At 57.1% G+C, this 16963-nt stretch carries 15 protein-coding genes; 1 reads left to right on the top strand and 14 read right to left on the bottom strand.

Features of this window, described 5'->3' with window-relative positions; translation table 11 throughout:
- Positions 1 to 16: 16 nt before the first annotated feature.
- The 3 genes from G6L01_RS19205 to G6L01_RS19195 form a co-directional block, all read right to left on the bottom strand.
- Positions 17 to 1339 (bottom strand): MFS transporter, encoded by a 1323-nt coding sequence (locus G6L01_RS19205; protein ID WP_174089289.1) that lies wholly within the window; start codon positions 1337 to 1339, stop codon positions 17 to 19.
- Positions 1340 to 1411: 72 nt separating this feature from the next.
- The gene (locus G6L01_RS19200) at positions 1412 to 2695 is read right to left on the bottom strand and encodes an acyl-CoA dehydrogenase family protein (protein ID WP_070168020.1); all 1284 of its coding nucleotides are present in this window, start codon (positions 2693 to 2695) and stop codon (positions 1412 to 1414) included.
- 233 nt (positions 2696 to 2928) lie between these two features.
- Complete coding sequence (locus G6L01_RS19195) at positions 2929 to 3474, bottom strand: flavin reductase family protein (RefSeq protein WP_070168019.1); 546 nt, start codon at positions 3472 to 3474, stop codon at positions 2929 to 2931.
- Between the two features lie 177 nt (positions 3475 to 3651).
- On the opposite strand from G6L01_RS19195, the gene G6L01_RS19190 reads away from it, so the two are divergent.
- On the top strand, positions 3652 to 4149 hold the full coding sequence (locus G6L01_RS19190; protein WP_070168018.1) for a MarR family winged helix-turn-helix transcriptional regulator: 498 nt from the start codon (positions 3652 to 3654) through the stop codon (positions 4147 to 4149).
- A 44-nt stretch (positions 4150 to 4193) separates the two neighbouring features.
- Here the strand turns inward: G6L01_RS19190 and G6L01_RS19185 are convergent, their stop codons facing one another.
- The 11 genes from G6L01_RS19185 to G6L01_RS19135 form a co-directional block, all read right to left on the bottom strand.
- Positions 4194 to 4964, bottom strand: coding sequence for an SDR family NAD(P)-dependent oxidoreductase (locus G6L01_RS19185; protein WP_070168017.1), 771 nt, complete (start codon positions 4962 to 4964; stop codon positions 4194 to 4196).
- On the bottom strand, positions 4961 to 5956 hold the full coding sequence (locus tag G6L01_RS19180) for an ABC transporter permease (RefSeq protein ID WP_070168016.1): 996 nt from the start codon (positions 5954 to 5956) through the stop codon (positions 4961 to 4963). The genes G6L01_RS19185 and G6L01_RS19180 overlap by 4 nt, the downstream gene beginning before the upstream one ends.
- Positions 5957 to 6017: 61 nt before the next feature.
- The gene (locus tag G6L01_RS19175) at positions 6018 to 7058 is read right to left on the bottom strand and encodes a sugar ABC transporter substrate-binding protein (RefSeq protein ID WP_071207160.1); all 1041 of its coding nucleotides are present in this window, start codon (positions 7056 to 7058) and stop codon (positions 6018 to 6020) included.
- Between the two features lie 36 nt (positions 7059 to 7094).
- Complete coding sequence (locus tag G6L01_RS19170; RefSeq protein WP_070168012.1) at positions 7095 to 7862, bottom strand: ATP-binding cassette domain-containing protein; 768 nt, start codon at positions 7860 to 7862, stop codon at positions 7095 to 7097.
- A complete protein-coding gene (locus G6L01_RS19165; RefSeq protein ID WP_070168011.1) occupies positions 7859 to 8998 on the bottom strand; it encodes an ROK family transcriptional regulator in 1140 nt (379 codons plus the stop codon). The genes G6L01_RS19170 and G6L01_RS19165 overlap by 4 nt, the downstream gene beginning before the upstream one ends.
- 77 nt (positions 8999 to 9075) lie before the next feature.
- Entirely contained in the window at positions 9076 to 9966 is an 891-nt protein-coding gene (locus tag G6L01_RS19160; protein WP_070168010.1) for an ABC transporter permease, read from the bottom strand.
- Positions 9967 to 9998: 32 nt separating this feature from the next.
- Entirely contained in the window at positions 9999 to 10949 is a 951-nt protein-coding gene (locus G6L01_RS19155; RefSeq protein ID WP_070168009.1) for an ABC transporter permease, read from the bottom strand.
- Positions 10950 to 11124: 175 nt separating this feature from the next.
- Positions 11125 to 12789, bottom strand: coding sequence for a peptide ABC transporter substrate-binding protein (locus G6L01_RS19150; RefSeq protein ID WP_070168008.1), 1665 nt, complete (start codon positions 12787 to 12789; stop codon positions 11125 to 11127).
- A 203-nt stretch (positions 12790 to 12992) separates the two neighbouring features.
- Positions 12993 to 14324, bottom strand: a complete 1332-nt coding sequence (locus tag G6L01_RS19145) for an NAD(P)/FAD-dependent oxidoreductase (protein WP_070168007.1) — start codon at positions 14322 to 14324, stop codon at positions 12993 to 12995.
- 89 nt (positions 14325 to 14413) lie between these two features.
- Positions 14414 to 14863 carry a MarR family winged helix-turn-helix transcriptional regulator gene (locus G6L01_RS19140; RefSeq protein WP_060717212.1) on the bottom strand — a complete coding sequence of 150 codons (450 nt, stop codon included), beginning with the start codon at positions 14861 to 14863 and terminating at the stop codon, positions 14414 to 14416.
- A 386-nt stretch (positions 14864 to 15249) separates the two neighbouring features.
- Entirely contained in the window at positions 15250 to 16899 is a 1650-nt protein-coding gene (locus G6L01_RS19135) for an ABC transporter ATP-binding protein (RefSeq protein WP_070168005.1), read from the bottom strand.
- Positions 16900 to 16963 lie beyond the last annotated feature (64 nt).

Here is a 16963-nt window from a genome sequence, read left to right as displayed (position 1 = left end):
CCATTTTTATCATTTGTTATTCCGCTGCGATTGGACTGCCGGAGACCTCCTCTTTGTTGCCCCGGTTTTGCGGTGGTGATGCTGCAAGAATGGCAAAGAACGCGACCACGCACAGGGTGATGATTGTGATAAACACCCATTCATATGTACCGGTTTGATCGAAAACGGCCCCTGCCGACCCCGCGCCAATCGCCGCGCAGAGCGTCGATACCGGCATCATCGAACCCAGAATGGCGGAAAACGATGCCTTGCCAAAATAATTGCCCAGAAGAGCCATCAGGCAGACCTGCGAGGCACCGTAGCCAATGCCGGCAGGAAGCGCATAGAGCAGGATACCGGTAAAGCCTACGGGCTTGATGACCATGCAAAAGCCGAAAATAATCAACACCATGCTTGCTGCAGAGATCAATGATGGTGAAATGCGATCCCCCAGGAAACCGGCGGTCATATTGCCAATGAAGGAGGCGACGATAATGACCGCGACGGCGTTAGCGGCTTCAGCAGGCGAGTAGCCGACATCACGCAGATGCACCACGCCATGAGCCATCAGGAAGATCCAGGCGACCCCGGCAATGCTCATATAGGTCAGAATAAGCCAGTAAGCCTTCGTTCCCAGTGCTTCACGCAGCGTCCAATGAACCGAACTCTTGAACACCTTGCTGTTTTCGCGTGCGAAGGAAGGAGCAGGATTTCGGGAAATGTAATTTTCGACCCGCCGCTCATCGAGCGCTACATAGGCGGTTATCATCGCAATGAGCGCCGATCCGGCAATAAGCCACCACGCTGTACGCCAATCGCCTGATATCGCCATCAGTCTTTCAAGCGCCGGTGGAGAAAAGAAACCGCCAATTTCGACCGCTGAAAATACGATGGAGACAGCCAAGGCCCGGCGTGCATGAAACCATCTCGTCACGATGGTCTGGGCTGGCAGCATGCCGGCAATGCAGACGCCGGAACCGGCCAATAGACCAAAAGCCACGGCATATTGCCAGCCATTATGCACGACAGTCGCCATGGCAGCCGACCCCAGGAACAGCACCAGGCATCCGAATGCAACTGTTGACCGATAACCGAATTTGCGGATCAGCACTGCAACGACAGGGGCCTGAAAACCCATCATCATCACGAAAAGGCCAAAGCCCATACCGAAAACCGCTCGATCCATATTGAGATCGGTGATCATTCGGGCGTTGACGACCGCGGTACCGATACTTGGCACCGCCAAGACCAGCAGCACGATTGCCCATAGCGCGCCCAACACCTTGGCAGCCTGAAAACTGTATTCGAAACCTTTATTTGCCCGAAAATTGGCAGGGGCATGCGTCTTATTCGACTGCATAAAAAATCCTCCTCTTGTTGACCGTCGACGGGCCGCCTCCACAGCCCGCCTACAGCTCAAATCCGTCGCGGGCTAAGCAGCGCGATCAGGCAATCCACCTGCAAACATCGAGAATGGAGCAAGGCCCATCATCCGCCGACCGAAAATCTCGGCCGTTGGCTCCAGCCTGACCGCCCCATGCAGCATTGCCACCCGGATATCGCGCACGAACCGTTGGAATGGATTGCTCTCATGAGCGGTTGCCGAGCCGATATTGAGCTGCAGGATGCTGACGGCATTGTCCAAGGTGTGCGCGGCGTAGACGTTTTCCATCATCGTCGCCTGTTCCAGCTCCTCTGAGACCTCGCGCCCTTCCGTTGCGTGGCGATCCAGAAGATCAGCAGCGCAAAGAGCGGTGGTTTCCGCCATCTTGATCATCGCATAGGCTTTTGCAGCACAGACCTGCGTCGATGCCATTTCGGCCACCCGGGGATAAGGCAGATTGAAGGGTTGCTGCTTTCTCGCCATATCGATGTAGGATTCCAGCGCACCACGAGCCATCCCCAGCACAATCGCCATATGGGTGAGATTGGTCATGATCATCAGACCACGGCCATCGAACTTGCTGGCAAAGCCCTGGAACCGCTTGCGTGTCCCATCCATGCGAACGGGGAAATCGGCCATGTCCATAAAACGGTGATCGGGAACGAACTGCTCTTCGGTCACTGTCAGGCTGTTGGAGGACGTGGCCTTCATGCCCATGACATGCCAGTTGTCGATGATTTTGACCTGCTCGGCCTTCAAAACCGCCATAGCACGGCCCATATGGCCTGGAGCAACCTCATAATCGACACCAACGGCAATCCATTTGGCATGTTTGCAGCCGCTGCCGAAATGCCAGGAACCGCTGACCATCCAGCCGCCCTCGGCCCGGCGCGCCGAACCAACCTTGGTGGCAAAAATCGACGCTCCGGCGGCCAGTGGGCCAACCCAGTCACGCCCATCCGCAAAGATTTCATTCACAGCCTGATCGGGAAACGCCAGGATATTGCGAAGGCCACCGGCGACAAATGCCATCCAGCCCGCCGCACCATCGCCTCTACCAAATTCCGTGACGATTTCAACCACGTCGCGCGCTCCGAGCGCATGTCCGCCAAAATCCGTTGGCAATGTAAGCTTGAACGCACCGATATCGCTGAGGGCTTTCAAGCTTTCAGGCGCCAGGGCACCCAATTCCTCGCCTTCCTGGGCGTGTTTGCGCAAGAGTGGCACCAATGCCGCAGCCTTGGCACGGATCTCGCGACCAACCTCGGTGCTATAAGGAGAGATGGGGGGATTGGGCAGTACATAGTCAAACTGCTTTGCGTTCATTTCCATGGGATTTCCTCACTTTAAAACTGGAATTTTCGAGTGCGCACGACCATGGCGCTGACGCAAGCACGCCATCCATACCATCGTGTACCTGATGTTTTTGAGCGAATGTCTCCAAGCACGGCGACGGCCGGGTTCGGATTGATGCACTAAAGTCTGTTGTTTTCGTTTGTCTTTTCAAGAAAAAGTAGCTGCACTTTTCCTGAAGAAAATCTGGGCGACAAATTTAGGCGCCAAAACTAAGCAACTGGCCGTGGCTCGCAGATGTGAAAACGCCGATTAAACCAGGCGACGGGCGTTGTGTCCCGCTCTACTGTCGATACATCGACAATTCGGCCGATCAGCAATTGATGATCCCCTTCCGACTGGGCCCGCTCAAGGGCACAGTGAAAACACGTGTCGAATTCACTCAGAATCGGCACGCCGGAGGGTGATAATTTAAAATCGATATCGCTGAACTTGTCTGCACGGCTGGACGCAAAGCGCATAGCAATATCCTGCTGCGGCTCGGCGACGACATGGACCGCGAAATGCCCATGGTCCAGGATGGCGGACAGCGTTGTGGAACTTTGCGCCAAACCAAGCATGACGAGAGGGGGCGTGAATGACAAAGAGGTGAAACTGCTCACAGTTGCACCGACCATTTCACCGCCACAACCCTGGCTCGTCACAATGACAACGCCTGATGGAAGCTGGCCAAACGCGGTCTTCAAATTATCAATATCAGGAAAATTTGCTGCTGATCCCTCCTCCAGATCATGCAGCTTCGCCGAACTCGAAACCATCGAATATCTCCTCCATATTCCTTAGAAGTATCTTAGCACTAAGATAACTTTCGTCAATTGAAAATGTTTGGAGGGGTCGCGTTCTTATGGCGCATTGCGTGAAGCGCCCGAAAACATTAAGAAGTTTAGGACGTCAGAAAATGACGTGTTTTCGTCATGAGATAAAAGTGAAGCGCAATGCCACAAGCCGAAGGATTGTTTTCGGACCTCATCAGCCAATGGGAAAAGGACTTCCCGGGAGAAGACAGCAGTCCCATCGCGATTGCCATGAGGCTTCGGCATCTCTACCTCCTGGACCAGGCCTCCCTGGAAGAGGTGCTGGTGGCATTCGATATCGGCATAGGGGAAGTCGATGTTCTCACCCATCTTCGGCATCAGTCCCCACCCTACCGTTTGCGGCCAAGCGATCTTGCCGAGCTTTGCATGGTCACAACAGGGGCTATAACAGGCCGCATCACCAGATTGGAAGACAAAGGGTTCGTCGAGCGCGTCCCGTCTCTGTCAGATAAACGGACGGTCTATGTGCAAATGACCGAAAGCGGTGAAAAGCTGTTGCGAGAGACCCGGGTTCAGGTGGCCAGGTCCTCGCATTTTCTGGACGGCATTCGCAGCCTTTCTGCGCCTGAACGCGTCCGCTTGGACCGGCTTCTTGCCAAATTGATCCAGGTTCTGTGACGCCCATCCTGTAAGAATGGACATCAGTGCAGACGGAAATCCGATCAGGATGGCAGGATCCTGAAGTCGGCTCCTTCCGGCAAAAGTTGCCCCCCATCGACAACGATGGTCGTGCCGGTCACGTAGCTCGCGTCATCAGAGGCGAGGAACAGAAATGCATTGGCAACATCCCGAGGTGACCCAAGACGCGCGAGCGGGATTGCATCCTCCATATTCTTGATGAAGGCGGCGCTTCGATGCAGTTGAATAGCCTCTGTCATGATGTTGCCCGGTTCGACACCGTTGACATTGATGCCATAGGACGAGAACTCAAGTGCGGCCGAGCGAATGAACCCGTTGATACCAGCCTTGCTTGCCGCATAATGGCCATGGCCGGGACTTGTGACATGCGGACCGGTGATCGATGAGGTAAAGAGGATGCGCCCTGACCCTTGCGCCTTCATCGGCGTGAGCGCCGCCCGCGCGGCATTGAAACAGCCCCGCAGGTTGACGGCCATGACCTGATCCCAATCATCCGGACTGGTATGTTCGATCAATTGCCAGGGATAGATGCCAGCATTCTGCACGATGATATCGATCCGCCCATGGCGTTCAACGGTGAACTCCACGGCGGCAATTGCGTCTTCCATCCTGGCGATATCGGTGCGGATAAAATCGATGCCGAGTTCGTCAGCTGCGGCCTTGCCTTCCTCCCCGTTGAAATCGGCCAGCACGAGTTTCGCGCCCTCCTCTTTGAAACGCACGGCAATCGCCTTGCCGATACCACGTGATGCACCAATCACCAGTGCAACCTTGTCTTTCAATCTGTCTGTCATGCGAGCCTCTGGCGGAGCCTTTGTTTGAACGTATCGAGAAGAACGGCTGCCAGCACCAGGAAACCATGAATGACCTGGGTGTAATTCGCTGGCAGCCCCATCAGGTTGATGGCTGTATTGATGGAAGAGAGTAGCAGTACCCCGGCATAGACGCCCGGCAAAGCGCCAACCCCGCCCTTGAGGCTGACACCGCCGATCACCACCGCTGCAAAGGCATTGAACAGCAGGCCGACACCGAGATTGGCCGTGGCGCCCGATGTGCGAACCGCCAGCAGCCAGCCGGCAAGACCGGCAATGGCGCCTGCCATGACGAAGGCGATGATCAGATTGCGGGTGACACGAATGCCAGCCCGAAAGGTAGCCGTCTCATTGCCGCCGATCATCACCAGATGGCGGCCAAACGGCGTCTTTGCCATCATCACCGAAAAGATCAGAAAGCAGGCGATAGCGATCCAGGCTGTCATGGGGATGCCGAGAAAGCGCTCGATGGCGAACCAGCGGATGGCTGGGGCGAGATCCTGGGCCGAACGTCCGCCGGAAACGGCCAGCACGATGCCGCGCACCCAGATGAAGGAGGCGAGCGTGATGATGAAAGCGCTCATCTTCAGTTTGACGACGAGAACGCCGTTGATAAGCCCGATCAATCCGCCGATGGCGCAGGCCACCAGCAGCGAGACAGGCACCATCAACCACTCGGGCGAAAGCTTGATGCCAAGCCCGATGCCTGCCGAGCAGAACAGAATGCCGACCGCCATGGCCGACAGTGCTGCGACCGACTCGACGGACAGATCCATATGGCCGGTGATGATCACCAGGGCGAGACCAATCGACATCACACCCAATACGCTCGATGCTTCAATGATATTGGTGAAGATACCGATCTGGAAATAGTTCGGGATCAGCGCCGAGAACATGGCCAGCACGAGGATGAGCATGAACCAGACGAGATTGTCGAGGACGAATTCGAGAGTTTTTCGTGTATGAGGCGTCATGCGGCAAATCCGGATTGGAGAAGGGGAATCCGGGGCCATCAGGCCCCGGAATGAAGGCCGTTCACTCGACGGATTTGATCGCAGCTGTCGGCGGCTTCAGATTTCCCCAGAAGGATGGGTTATCGACATTCTCCTTGGTGATGGCAGAGCCAGGGATCTTGATGTTCGGTCCCCAGGTTTCCATGGTCACGACGCTCTTCAGCCCAAGCACATCATAGTCTCCAGCCTTGATCGGCTTTTTGCCGACGACCTTGTCCATGAACATCGCAATCGCCGCTGCCTGTGCATAGAGCGGTTGCTCGACTTCGACATTCAGCCAGCCCTTACGGATCAGGTCGAGGCCAACGGGCGCACCATTGGAACTCATCAACATCACGTCGCCCGGCTTCTTGCCGGCAGCCTCAAGCGAGGCAACGGCAGCGACCGAGAGATGGGCGGCATGCAGGAAGATCAGATCGATGTCAGGATTGGCAAGCATCTGGTCGGAAACGATTGTTCCGGCGGCACTGGCTTCCCACTGCACGGCGGGTACCGAGATGATTTTGACGCCGGGGAAGGCCTTCATTTTTTCCTCGAAACCCTTCTGGATATCGAGCGTGTAGGGATCGCCGGGATCACCGAGAACCTGAAGGATCTTCCCCTTCACATCGCCATTTTTGCCCTTGAGCAAAGTGATCGCGTGGTCACCGGCGATATGGCCAATCTCGACCGTCCCCGCAACCGAGGTGAAATCCGAGGGTGTCGATGTGATCTGCCGGTCGAATTCAACGACGGGAATGCCTGCTGCGCGCGCAGCCTCAATCGACGGCTTGAGCGCATTGAAGTCTACCGCGGCAAGGATGATGGCTGCGGGTTTCAGCGCAATCACGTCATTCATCTGCGATTGCTGGGCATCTGTCTTGTTGTCAGCATTGAGTGTTTTCATCTCATAGCCGACCTGCCCCAGGAACATGCTCAGCGCGTTCACCGAGCCTGTCTGGAATTCATCCAGCAAGGTCGGAACGAGGTAATAAACCATCCCTTTCGTTTGGGCGGCAGCCGATGTCCACGCCGCAAGACTGAGCATCAGAATGCCCAGCAAGACTGTCAATAGTCGTTTCATTGGTTTCTCTCCAGTTCACCGGACCCCTTTTCATTTTTATTTGCTCACCGGTCCGGCTCCGGCGAGGGTTTGCCCTGTGATCATTTCGATCACTGCATCCGGGCTTGTCTGGCTTCGCTCCACATCTCCGGCAACAACACCGTGGCGGATAACGACAATGCGATCTGCGACCTGAAAGGCCTGCTGCATGATATGGGTGATGATGACGACACCGATGCCCTGGCTGGCGACATGACGGATCATGTCCAGCCCACGCCGGGTCTGTTCAACACCAAGCGCTGCAAAAGGTTCATCGAGCAAGACCAGCTTGCCACCCCAATGCACGAAGCGGTTGAGCTCGATGGCCTGGCGTTGGCCGCCGGACAGATGTTCGACCTTGGTGCGCATGGAGGGAATACGGGTGCCGGCGCTGGCCAGCGCCTTGGCAGTAATGTCCTCCATGGCGCGTTCATCCAGAAAGGGAATGCCCGCCACCTTGCGGGTCAGCTCGCGGCCCATGAAGAAATTGCCGACCACATCGACATTGGTGCAGAGCGACAGGTCCTGGTAGACGGTTTCGATACCGGCACCCTTGGCCTCGGCGGGCGTCTTTGCCTGAAAAGGCTCGCCTTCAAACAGCATGCGTCCCGAGGTCGGCTGCAAGCCGCCCGAAATGATTTTCACCAGTGTCGATTTTCCCGCACCATTATCCCCGAGCAGGGCCACGACTTCGCCCTTGCCGATGGAGAAACTGATGCCCTTCAGGGCTTCGATTGCGCCGAAATTCATGCGGATATCGTCGAGGACGAGGAGTTTTTCGGTCATACGGCAATCCCTTTCTCTGAGGTTTCAAACATCTGACCGAAGCGCGGCGACAGAACACCGAAGACCGCGAGGGCCGCAGCCCCTCGCAGCGCCGAGCGCTGACAGTCGCTGGCGACAACAACCCGTGGAACGGTGCGATTGGTGCGGGCGGAAATCGAGTTGGTGAGACCGTCGCTCAGCGTTGCCAGCCGTTCAATCAAGGACTGCGGCGCAAGTCCGCCCAGCACGATGGTTTCCGGGTCGAACAGGTTCTCGATCGTGCGGACAGCGCTGCGGAAAATCGGCGCAATCGCATCGACCCAAGCTTCCTCAGACAAACCACTTCTCTTGTATGCATCGAGCGACAGATAGCGCTCCAGGCAGCCACGATTGCCGCAATGACACAGTTCACCATCGGGAATGGCGGCGATATGGCCGATTTCACCGGCATTGCCCCAGGCTCCCCGCATGACGATACCGTCATGCATCATGGCACCACCCAGACCGACGCTGAAGAACAGATAGAAATAATCCGAGAACTGTTGCCCGAGACCATAAAGCTGCTCGCCCAAAGCAGCCGCTGCCATGTCGTTTTCCATGAAGGCTGGCAGACCCGTCGCATCGGCAAGCCGCTGACGGATATCGACATTCTTCCAGCCCGCCATGGTGGTCGGCCCAACGAAGCTCATGGAGTCCACATCGAACGGGCCAGGCAGAGCCAGACCTGCACCCAGCAACCGGCCCTGGCGCGGGCTTGCCTTCAGGTCTGCGACCATCTCGCCGATCAAGGCAAAAGCCTTGTCCGGCATGGCATTCGGCGCCGGGCGCTGGCGGCTTTCGACCACTTCGCCACGAAGATTGACAAGTGCCGCTTCAATGCCGAGCGGTGTCAGGTGAATGCCGACAGCATGGCCGCCTTCCGGGTTGATGGTCAGTGCCGATGGAGGAATGCCACGTCCCTTCGGTTTTTCCCGTACCGAAAGGAGAAGCCCCTGATCCTCAAGTTCGCGCACAATGGTGGACACGGTCTGGACCGTCAGGCCCACCCGTTCGGCCACATCGCCGCGTGTTGTCGGCCCATGCAGCCGGATCGATTCCAAAACGATCCGCCGATTATACGGCCTTCCTGATTCTTGATTGGTGCCACGCAAAGCCATGTCAAAAGCCCCCTGGATGACAGAAGAGTGACACCGCTTTTTTATTTAGTCAAATGGTTTTCAAAAAAGAATCGCGCTCACTCGGTGTCGCTGCGCGCGTCGAGCGCATCGCGCAAGCCATCGCCAATGAAGTTGAAACTGGTGACCGCAAGCGTGATGGCGACACCCGGCACGATGGCAAGCCAGGGCGCGCTACCCAGATATTGCTGCGCGCTGTTGAGCATATTGCCCCAACTCGGCAAGGGCGGCTGGATGCCATAGCCGAGGAAGCTGACATAGGCTTCGAGCAGGATGGCGCGGGCCACCGTCAGCGTGGCGGCAACGATGATTGGACCGACCGCATTGGGCAAAAGCTCGTGGATCATGATATGGGTATTGCGCAGCCCCAGCATTCGGGCAGCCAGCACGAAATCGCGCTCACGCAGCGAACGCACCTCCGCTTCCACAATCCGGGCGACTTCCATCCAGCATGTCACCGCGATGATAACAGTGATCATCAATGGGCTTGGCCTGATAAAGGCGGCAAGTGCCAGCAGCAGAAAGATCGACGGAAACGACAGAAAGGCATCGACGAAGCGCATCAGCACCGTGCCAATCAATCCACCACGATACCCCGCGACCACACCGACGACGGCACCGATAGCGGTGGACATCAGCATGGCGAAGAAGCCGATCAGCAGCGAAATACGCCCGGCATTAAACAGCCGCGCGGCAATGTCACGCCCCAGCGGATCGGTGCCGAAAATGTGGGCGCCGGTCAGGGGCGGCGCAAAGCGGGCGCGCAGATCGATAAACAACTCGTCATAGGGCAAAAGAGAGGGACCGACTGCGCAGGCAAAGATCAACAGCGTGATCATCACTATGCCAACAAGGGCGAGTTTGTGACGAAAGAACCGGCGCGCGACGCGGCTTCGCCACCAGCGCGAAGGCCGCGCGGGCGGGACCGGAGACGGAATAGCAATGGACATGGGCTTCTCCTTCGGTTCGCGACAGGGTTTCGTCAACCGAGCCGGATGCGGGGATCGACGAATGCGACAAGAAGATCGGCGGCAAGGCTGCCGATCAGTGCGAAGACGGCTGTAAACATCAGCAGGCCCATCACGACCGGATAGTCATGATAGCCAAGGCTGTCGAGAAACAGCCGTCCCATACCCGGCCAGGTAAACACCGTCTCGGTGACGAGCGCACCGCCGAGCACGATGGGAAGCTGCATGCCGGCAAGCGTAATCATCGGCAGCAACGCATTGCCCACGACATGTTTCATCAGCACGCGGCGAGGAGACACGCCTTTTGCTCTGGCGGTCCGCACGAAATCCTGGTTGATCACCTCCAGCGTAGCAGACCGCATATAGCGGCTCCACACAGCGATATCGACCAGCGCCAGAACAAGGCTTGGCATGACCAGATGGATGGCATAATCGGACAGGGAGCCATTGCCGATCGTATACATGTTGCCAGCGGGCAACCATTTCAGCTTCAAGGCGAACACATAGATCGCCACAAGACCGAACCAGAACGTCGGGATCGAGAGCGCGACCATGGCGCCGACAGTCGCCGCATAATCAAACATGGAATAGCGACGGGTGGCGCCCTTGATGCCGATCCACACCCCGAGAATGACGGCAATGACGGTCGATGTACCCATCAAAAGCAGGGTGGCGAAGAAATGGCTTGATATGATCGATAGCACCGGCTGCTGATCGCGGTAGGATTTCCCCCAGTCGCCTTGCAGCAACCGCCAGACCCAGTCGAGATACTGGATGGGCAAGGGCCGGTCGAGACCCATCTGATGGGCGATCCGGTCCATCGCCTCACGCGTCATGCCCGGCGTCAGCGCATATTGCGACAGCGGGCCACCGGGCGCGAGATTGAGGATGGCAAAGCCGATGATCGAGACGAGCAGCAGCAGAACGAGGCTCTGCATCAGCCGGTTGAAAAGATAGGAGAGCATAGGCAGGCTCCGCTTCATGGGTGAACGGGCTCAGGCATGCCGGACGCCGAGGCGTCCGGCGCACTACAGCGCCGTGCGCCCTATATGGCGCACAAAGGTTCGCTGTAGCTGCTTATATTCGTTGCATAATTCTCTCTTTAAACCGATTCCGGATAAAGAATTATGCAACATGTCGTCAGGCCCAGCGCCAGGTGGCGACGTTCCAGGTGTCGATGCGCACATTCACATTAGGCGTCACGTTTTCGACGCCCTGCTTGTGGCCGCGCACGGTCGCATACTGGAACATCGGCAGGAGCGGCAGTTCCTTGCGCATGATCTCCTGGATCTTCAGGTAAACGGCCTTGCGCTCCTCCGGAACGAACAATTCGCCACCCTTGGTGAGCAACTCGTCTACTTGCTGGTTGGAAAACTGCCAGGTGTTCTGGCCGGAACCGCCCTTGGCCGGGATTGCCGTAGACCGGAAGAAATTGGAGGTGTCAGGATCGGACCCCGTCAGGAAATCCAGGCCAACGATAACGGCGTCGAACTTCGACAGCGTCCAATAATCGCCCCACATCACCGCTGGCGGCAAGTTGGAAATGGTCATTTCCACGCCGATATCCTTGAAGGATTGTTGCAGGAATTGCTGCACCTGTTCGCGAATATGATTGCCTGCCGTCGTTGAGCAGGTGAAGGACAATTTAACCCCGCCTTTGGCGCGAATGCCGTCGCTGCCGGCCACCCAGCCGGCATCATCCAGCAGCTTCTTGGCTTTGGCGATGTCATATTCATGCTTCGGCAGGTCTGGATTGAAGTAGAAGGACTGCTGCGGAACGTAGCTTTCAGTGGGGGTCGGCAGGCCGTAATAGAGCGCTTCGATAATCGACTGCTTGTCGATAGCAGCATACAGCGCCTCGCGCACCGCCGCTTCCTTGAACTGCGGGCGCTCCATATTGAAGGTGAAGGATTCAACCGTCGAACCCGGCACCACATTGACCACCTTGCCATCCAGCCCCTTGGCTTCCTCGTAGTGATCGGGCGTGATCCATTGCAGGCCGACCACATCGATGTCGCCTGTCTTGAACTGGGTGTACATGACATTCAGGTCGGGAACGTATTTGTAAATCAGCTTTTCGACATAGGGGCCATCGCCAAAATAGTCCGGGTTGGCAGCCAGCAGGATATGATCTCCGGCGACCCGCTCAGCCCATTTGAACGGACCAGTGCCAACCGGCGCGGTGTTGAACAGCGCATTGTTCGGATCGGCGCTGGCCGACAGAAGATGTTTCGGCGTGATGAAGGTCGAGGCCAGAATGGAAGGATAGGGCGCGAAGGGCTTGTCCATCCGCCAGGTGATTTCCGTGGGTGAAACAACGGTCAGGTCGCGGACGAATTCATGGCCGGTCTTACGCCAGCTGCGGAAATTGGCATCGACCAGCAGCTCGAGCGTTGCCTTGACGTCTTCAGCAGTGAACGGCTTGCCGTCATGCCATGTCACGCCATCGCGCAGCTTGACCTTCCACTTCAGGCCATCGGTTGAGATGCCGCCGTTTTCGACGCTCGGCACTTCCACGGCCAGCCCCGGCACGAATTTGCCAGCAGCATCAACGCTGAACAGCGTATCGAATATGCTGAAATGAATGCCTTCATCCACTTCGATATGAGGCATATGCGGATTGAAAACCGTCGGCTCCTGCGAAAAGCCGACAGTCAGCTGTCCCTTGATAGATTTGGTCGCGGCACTGGCCGCGCGAATGCCTGACGGTCCCGAGAAAAGCACGCTGGACGCTCCAAGCGCCATGAGGCCAAGCGTCTGGCGACGCGTGGGATGCGGTATCGAATTGCGTTCCTTATCGGACATTGCATGTTCCCTTTTTTCTGGTGGTTATCGACCTTCATCCTGCTCGCTCTCTGCCGGAGCGATTTAATATGGCAAACCATTGAAAATGGTGCGCCGTATTGCATTTTCGAATATCTCAAGCCTCTGGTGCATTTGAGATATTCGAACTATGAAGGCGAAGACGCCTGAGCATCTTCGAAGCCTTCGCATAAGCCATGCCGCATTCAAAAGCCGCTGATCAGTTCGATTTTCGAGCCATCGCTGAAGCGGCTGAACCGGAAGTCCTTGCGGTCTACGATCGGATTGCGTCCCGTGACGATATCGGCCATCAGCCGACCGGCAGCCGGTCCAATGCCGAAACCATGGCCGGAAAAGCCGGTGGCGACGTGAAAGCCGGGGATGGCGTCGATGGCATCGATGACCGGAATGGCATCGGGCGTCACATCGATCATGCCGGCCCAGCGCTGTGAAATCTCCGCCTTTTCGAAGACGGGGAAGGCCTTCTTGAGTTGGGCCAGCGCACCGTCGGTCATCGCCTTAGACGGCACCGGGTCCAGCACGCGGTTGTATTCAAACGGGGATGCCTCATCGAGCGACCAGCGGCGCGGAATGCGCCACTCATCAAAGAACCGGCCCGTCAACCGCAGATCGAGAGAGCGCCATTCGTGGCGCAGCGCGGGCAGGAAATTGCGGGCATACCGGAAAGAGGCTGGCACGATATCCACGATATTCTGAAAGCCATTTGCAATCGTGTAGCCGCCATCCGACCGCTTGCGAATGGCGAAGCCGTTTGACCAGATCGCCTCCTCCGGGCCCCCCTCCAGCGGTTTGGTGCGCAGCACGGAATTCATCACCTTCAACTGCGGGAGGTCGAGGCCGTTATTGCCGCAGAACAGGTTGGACCATGCACCGCCCGCCAGGACGACGGACTGGCAGGCGATCTCACCGCGCTCCGTTACCACACCCGACACCTTGCCACCGGAAAGCTGAAGACCGCGTACCGCGCATTCGGTGAGGATGAAAGCGCCCCGGTCGCGGGCTGCCTCGGCAATAGCGGGTGCGGCCTTCTGCGGTTCAGCGCGGCAGTCACCCGCTGTGTAAAGCGCACCGGCAATGTTCATGTCGGAGCCTGGATATTTCTCCCGGAACTCCTTGGCGCTCAGCATCCGGCTTTCGATCTGGTAGCCGTCCAGATTGCTGTTCCAGCGCTCGTGTTCGGCAAATTCCTTCTCGGTGACGCAGGTAAAAACGATGCCCGAACGCTTGAAGCCGGTTTCCCGGCCCGTGCGGCGGTTGAGATCGGCCCAGATGCGCAGCGACTCGGCCATCAGCGGCACTTCGCGCGGATCGCGCCTGGAAATCCGAACCCAACCCCAGTTACGACTGGACTGTTCGTGGCCGATGCCGCCTTTTTCGCAGAGCGCCACTCTCAATCCCTGATCGGCAAGTTCGAGCGCCGTGGATGTACCGATAATGCCGCCGCCGATAACAACGACATCCACGTGGCTCGGTAGTTCCGCATCCCCGTGGACGGGAACGACATAGGGACCTGGCATGTCAGAAAAACTCCTTAAGCTGGCAGTTGTTGTTTGTTGTTTCGGGAAAACCGGGTTCCAATTCTCCCTGACAAACTTTAGGGCAAGCCCTAAAGCCCCACGATCCGCCGATAGGTACGCCCGAGTACCGAGATCAGCATCTGATGTTCTTCGTCGGTAATATCGGGAAAAAAATCCCGCGATTGTTTCACGACAAGGGGACGAACACGTTTTGCCAGCGCAGCACCCTTGGGTGTGATGAACAGGCCCTGAGCGCGGTTGTCGTCATCATCCGCCTCACGGCGCAGCAGTTCCTGCTCTTCCATCTGATCGACCAGCCGCACCATGGCTGACCTGTCCTTGAAGATCAGTTGCGCGATGACAGAAGACCGGATGCCTGGATGGCTATCGACCAGCAACAACGTGGTGATCTTGCCGGTCCCCTTGGCAACTTCGAGCTTACCAAGTTTCTGATCGAGATCCCGGGAAACCGCCATGTTGATCGTGCGGATGTAATAGCTAAGGACATTTTCCAGAACATCCAGTTCCACCGCCGCCATCTGGCCACCCCCTGCCCCACCGTCATCAACAAAAAACACTCCGCCGCAGAGCTATTCAAGCGAAAGACACAATTAACTGATTTTCGGTTTACGCCCGAAAGCACAATTTTTTCAGTTTGTTGAACCCATGACATTGACGAAAGGACGCGGGACCATTCTATCGCCTACTCTTTTCTTGACGGGATTGAACGCCCATTAATGGACATTTGCAACTATTTTTTTGACATTGAAGATGCAAATTTACGCATCCCGCAATACCGCCCAAAATATAGCCGGTCAGCCAGAAGACATGCCCATTCCTGCACGATTGGCAGGCAGGCGGACCTCGAGTGAAGACAAGACCCAAGGTCATTTTGAGCTGAGGCTGGGCCAGGCCAATATGGGCATTATGCCATCACGGCAGGCTCCCATTCGCTGCCGGGAATAGCCGAAACGAGTTGGCGGGTATAGTCATGGGTAGGATTGCGGAAAATCTGCGAGGGTGGTCCATATTCGACAATACGGCCCTTATACATCACCGCGATCTCATCGCAGATCTGACTGGCGACGCGCAGATCATGGGTGATAAAGGCCATGGCCAGTTTCATTTCCTGCTGCACTTCCGTCAGCAGTTGAAGGATCTGCGCCTGGATCGAAACATCGAGCGCCGAAACGGCTTCATCCGCAACGATCAGCATGGGATTGAACATCAATGCGCGTGCTATGCCGATACGCTGCCGCTGGCCGCCTGAAAATTCATGCGGATACCGGTCATAGGCGCCTGCATCGAGGCCGACCCGCTCCAGAAGCCGCATTGCCCGTGTTCGCGCCTCGTGGATGGGCGTCGCCTGCGCCACTGGTCCGACGGTCAAGATGCGACCGATGGTCTGGCGCGGATTGAGGGAGGCGAAAGGGTCCTGAAAAATCATCTGGATATAGGGCCGCATCGGGCGGAAGGCCTCTTCCGACAGGGGTGCAATATCACGGCCACCGAAGAGGATTTCGCCGGAATCGCTATTCATCAGCTTAACGAGAAGACGCCCAAGCGATGATTTCCCCGATCCGGATTCCCCAACAATACCCAGCGTCCGGCCCTTGGCGATCGTGAACGAGACATCATCGACCGCCTTGATCACGCGTCCTTTCGACAGGAAGCCTGCACTTGTGCCATAGGTCTTGCAGAGATTGCGGGCCTCCAGAACAACAGGCGTATCTCCCTCGTTGTCGCGGTCGGTGGCGCGCATTCGCGGCACGGCGGCAAGTAGCCTTTGCGTATAGGGATGATCAGGGCATTTCAGCACCACGGATGCCGGCCCTTGTTCAACGACATGCCCCTTTTCCATGACAATCACACGGTCAGCAATCTCGGCCACCACCCCGAAATCATGGGTGATGAACATCACACTCATCTGCTTGCGGCGTTGGATAGACGCGATCAGTTCAAGGATCTGCGCCTGTGTCGTCACGTCGAGGGCGGTGGTCGGCTCATCAGCGATCAACACCTTCGGTTCAAGCGCCAACGCCATGGCAATCATCACGCGCTGTCGTTGGCCGCCGGACAATCGGAAGGGATATTGATGCTGCATCAGTTCCGGGTCCGGCAGCCCCACTTCGGTGATCAGCTCGAGAACGCGGACCCGGCGCTCCTGCTGCGTGCCAATGCCATGGGCTTCCATGACCTCGGCGATCTGATCGCCCACGGTCATCAGGGGATTGAGTGCCGACAAAGGGTCTTGGAAAATCATCGAAACGACACGGCCACGCAACGCGCGCAAGGTGGCGTCATCTGCCCCCACCAGCTCCTGGCCCTCCAGCATAATGCTGCCGGATACAATGTGGAGAGACTGTGCGAGAAGTCCCATCGTGGCATTGGCCGTCACGGATTTACCCGAGCCGGACTCACCGATAATGCAGAGAATTTCTCCAGCCTTCAGGTCGAAGGACATATCTTCCACCGCATATCGGCGGTCCATGCCCGGCGGCAAGCCGACAGTCAATCCTTGCACGGACAGCAGCTTACCTGCCTCGCTTGCATCGTCTTGAACAGATTTCGGCATGAGTTACCCCTTATTGTTGCGCGTCACGTTCTTTTGAAAAGACAGATGCAAGAAAGATGCCGTA

The sequence above is a fragment of the Agrobacterium vitis genome (genome assembly GCF_013337045.2).
GTDB lineage: Bacteria > Pseudomonadota > Alphaproteobacteria > Rhizobiales > Rhizobiaceae > Allorhizobium > Allorhizobium vitis_B.
Note: the sequence above shows the minus strand (reverse complement) of the source record. Positions and strands in the feature narration are given on the sequence as shown.

Bases quoted from the DNA above. Each gene is read 5' to 3' on its own strand.
- G6L01_RS19150 (WP_070168008.1), bottom strand. From the start codon at position 12,789: ATGTCCGATAAGGAACGCAATTCGATACCGCATCCCACGCGTCGCCAG.
- G6L01_RS19140 (WP_060717212.1), bottom strand. From the start codon at position 14,863: ATGGCGGCGGTGGAACTGGATGTTCTGGAAAATGTCCTTAGCTATTAC.
- G6L01_RS19180 (WP_070168016.1), bottom strand. From the start codon at position 5,956: ATGACGCCTCATACACGAAAAACTCTCGAATTCGTCCTCGACAATCTC.
- G6L01_RS19145 (WP_070168007.1), bottom strand. From the start codon at position 14,324: ATGCCAGGTCCCTATGTCGTTCCCGTCCACGGGGATGCGGAACTACCG.
- G6L01_RS19135 (WP_070168005.1), bottom strand. From the start codon at position 16,899: ATGCCGAAATCTGTTCAAGACGATGCAAGCGAGGCAGGTAAGCTGCTG.
- G6L01_RS19190 (WP_070168018.1), top strand. From the start codon at position 3,652: ATGCCACAAGCCGAAGGATTGTTTTCGGACCTCATCAGCCAATGGGAA.
- G6L01_RS19195 (WP_070168019.1), bottom strand. From the start codon at position 3,474: ATGGTTTCGAGTTCGGCGAAGCTGCATGATCTGGAGGAGGGATCAGCA.
- G6L01_RS19165 (WP_070168011.1), bottom strand. From the start codon at position 8,998: ATGGCTTTGCGTGGCACCAATCAAGAATCAGGAAGGCCGTATAATCGG.
- G6L01_RS19205 (WP_174089289.1), bottom strand. From the start codon at position 1,339: ATGCAGTCGAATAAGACGCATGCCCCTGCCAATTTTCGGGCAAATAAA.
- G6L01_RS19200 (WP_070168020.1), bottom strand. From the start codon at position 2,695: ATGGAAATGAACGCAAAGCAGTTTGACTATGTACTGCCCAATCCCCCC.
- G6L01_RS19175 (WP_071207160.1), bottom strand. From the start codon at position 7,058: ATGAAACGACTATTGACAGTCTTGCTGGGCATTCTGATGCTCAGTCTT.
- G6L01_RS19170 (WP_070168012.1), bottom strand. From the start codon at position 7,862: ATGACCGAAAAACTCCTCGTCCTCGACGATATCCGCATGAATTTCGGC.
- G6L01_RS19155 (WP_070168009.1), bottom strand. From the start codon at position 10,949: ATGCTCTCCTATCTTTTCAACCGGCTGATGCAGAGCCTCGTTCTGCTG.
- G6L01_RS19185 (WP_070168017.1), bottom strand. From the start codon at position 4,964: ATGACAGACAGATTGAAAGACAAGGTTGCACTGGTGATTGGTGCATCA.
- G6L01_RS19160 (WP_070168010.1), bottom strand. From the start codon at position 9,966: ATGTCCATTGCTATTCCGTCTCCGGTCCCGCCCGCGCGGCCTTCGCGC.